The organism is uncultured Virgibacillus sp. (assembly GCF_947495635.1).
Classification (GTDB): domain Bacteria; phylum Bacillota; class Bacilli; order Bacillales; family Amphibacillaceae; genus Virgibacillus; species Virgibacillus salarius.
Window position 1 is genome coordinate 1 of the sequence record NZ_CANMAB010000257.1, and the last position, 237, is coordinate 237.

At 48.5% G+C, this 237-nt stretch carries 1 tRNA gene; it reads left to right on the forward strand.

Annotation, left to right across the window (positions count from 1 at the left end):
* Positions 1-82: 82 nt before the first annotated feature.
* Positions 83-158 (forward strand) — tRNA-Ala (locus Q1A47_RS20765).
* Positions 159-237: the final 79 nt, after the last annotated feature.

Sequence of the window (237 nt, forward strand, 5' to 3'; positions counted from 1 at the left end):
GGGAAGTAGCTCAGCTTGGTAGAGCACATGGTTTGGGACCATGGGGTCGCAGGTTCAAATCCTGTCTTCCCGACCATTATATGGGGCCTTAGCTCAGCTGGGAGAGCGCCTGCCTTGCACGCAGGAGGTCAGCGGTTCGATCCCGCTAGGCTCCACCAATATTTGCTCTTTGAAAACTGAACAAAACAACCAGTATGTCAAGAGAAAAACATGCAACTGTTTTTTCTTAAAAATAAC